The organism is Flavobacterium polysaccharolyticum, assembly GCF_038739875.1.
GTDB lineage: Bacteria > Bacteroidota > Bacteroidia > Flavobacteriales > Flavobacteriaceae > Flavobacterium > Flavobacterium polysaccharolyticum.
In genome coordinates this window covers 1-320 of the sequence record NZ_JBCGDP010000084.1, presented here as the reverse complement: position 1 = coordinate 320, position 320 = coordinate 1, and the positions used below count along the sequence as shown (strand labels likewise).

Annotated in this window: 1 pseudogene; it reads right to left on the bottom strand. The window is 28.1% G+C overall.

The features are described from left to right. Positions 1-181: 181 nt before the first annotated feature. Positions 182-320, bottom strand: a pseudogene (locus tag WFZ86_RS20190) (50S ribosomal protein L17); the annotation flags it as partial.

Genomic DNA, 320 nt, shown 5'->3' with positions numbered 1-320 from the left:
ATAAAGCTTGTTGTCTAGTTGTATATTTCATTTGTAGTTAAAAATTTTGCAAATTTAAATTATAAAAGGAGGCGAAACAATTAAAGAGTATAATAAATAAAAGATAATTTTAATTTCAAAAAAAAAAGGATAAACTATAAATAGCTTATCCTTAATTTTTATTGAATAATTATTCTCATATTTATTCAGCAGCTTCAGCAGTTGGCTCAGCACTAGCTTCAGGAGCATCAGTATCAGTAGCTTCTTCAACTTTTTTAGCTTTACCACCACGACGGCTTTCTGCTTTTTTAACTTCTTTTTTACCTCCGTTATAAAGTTCG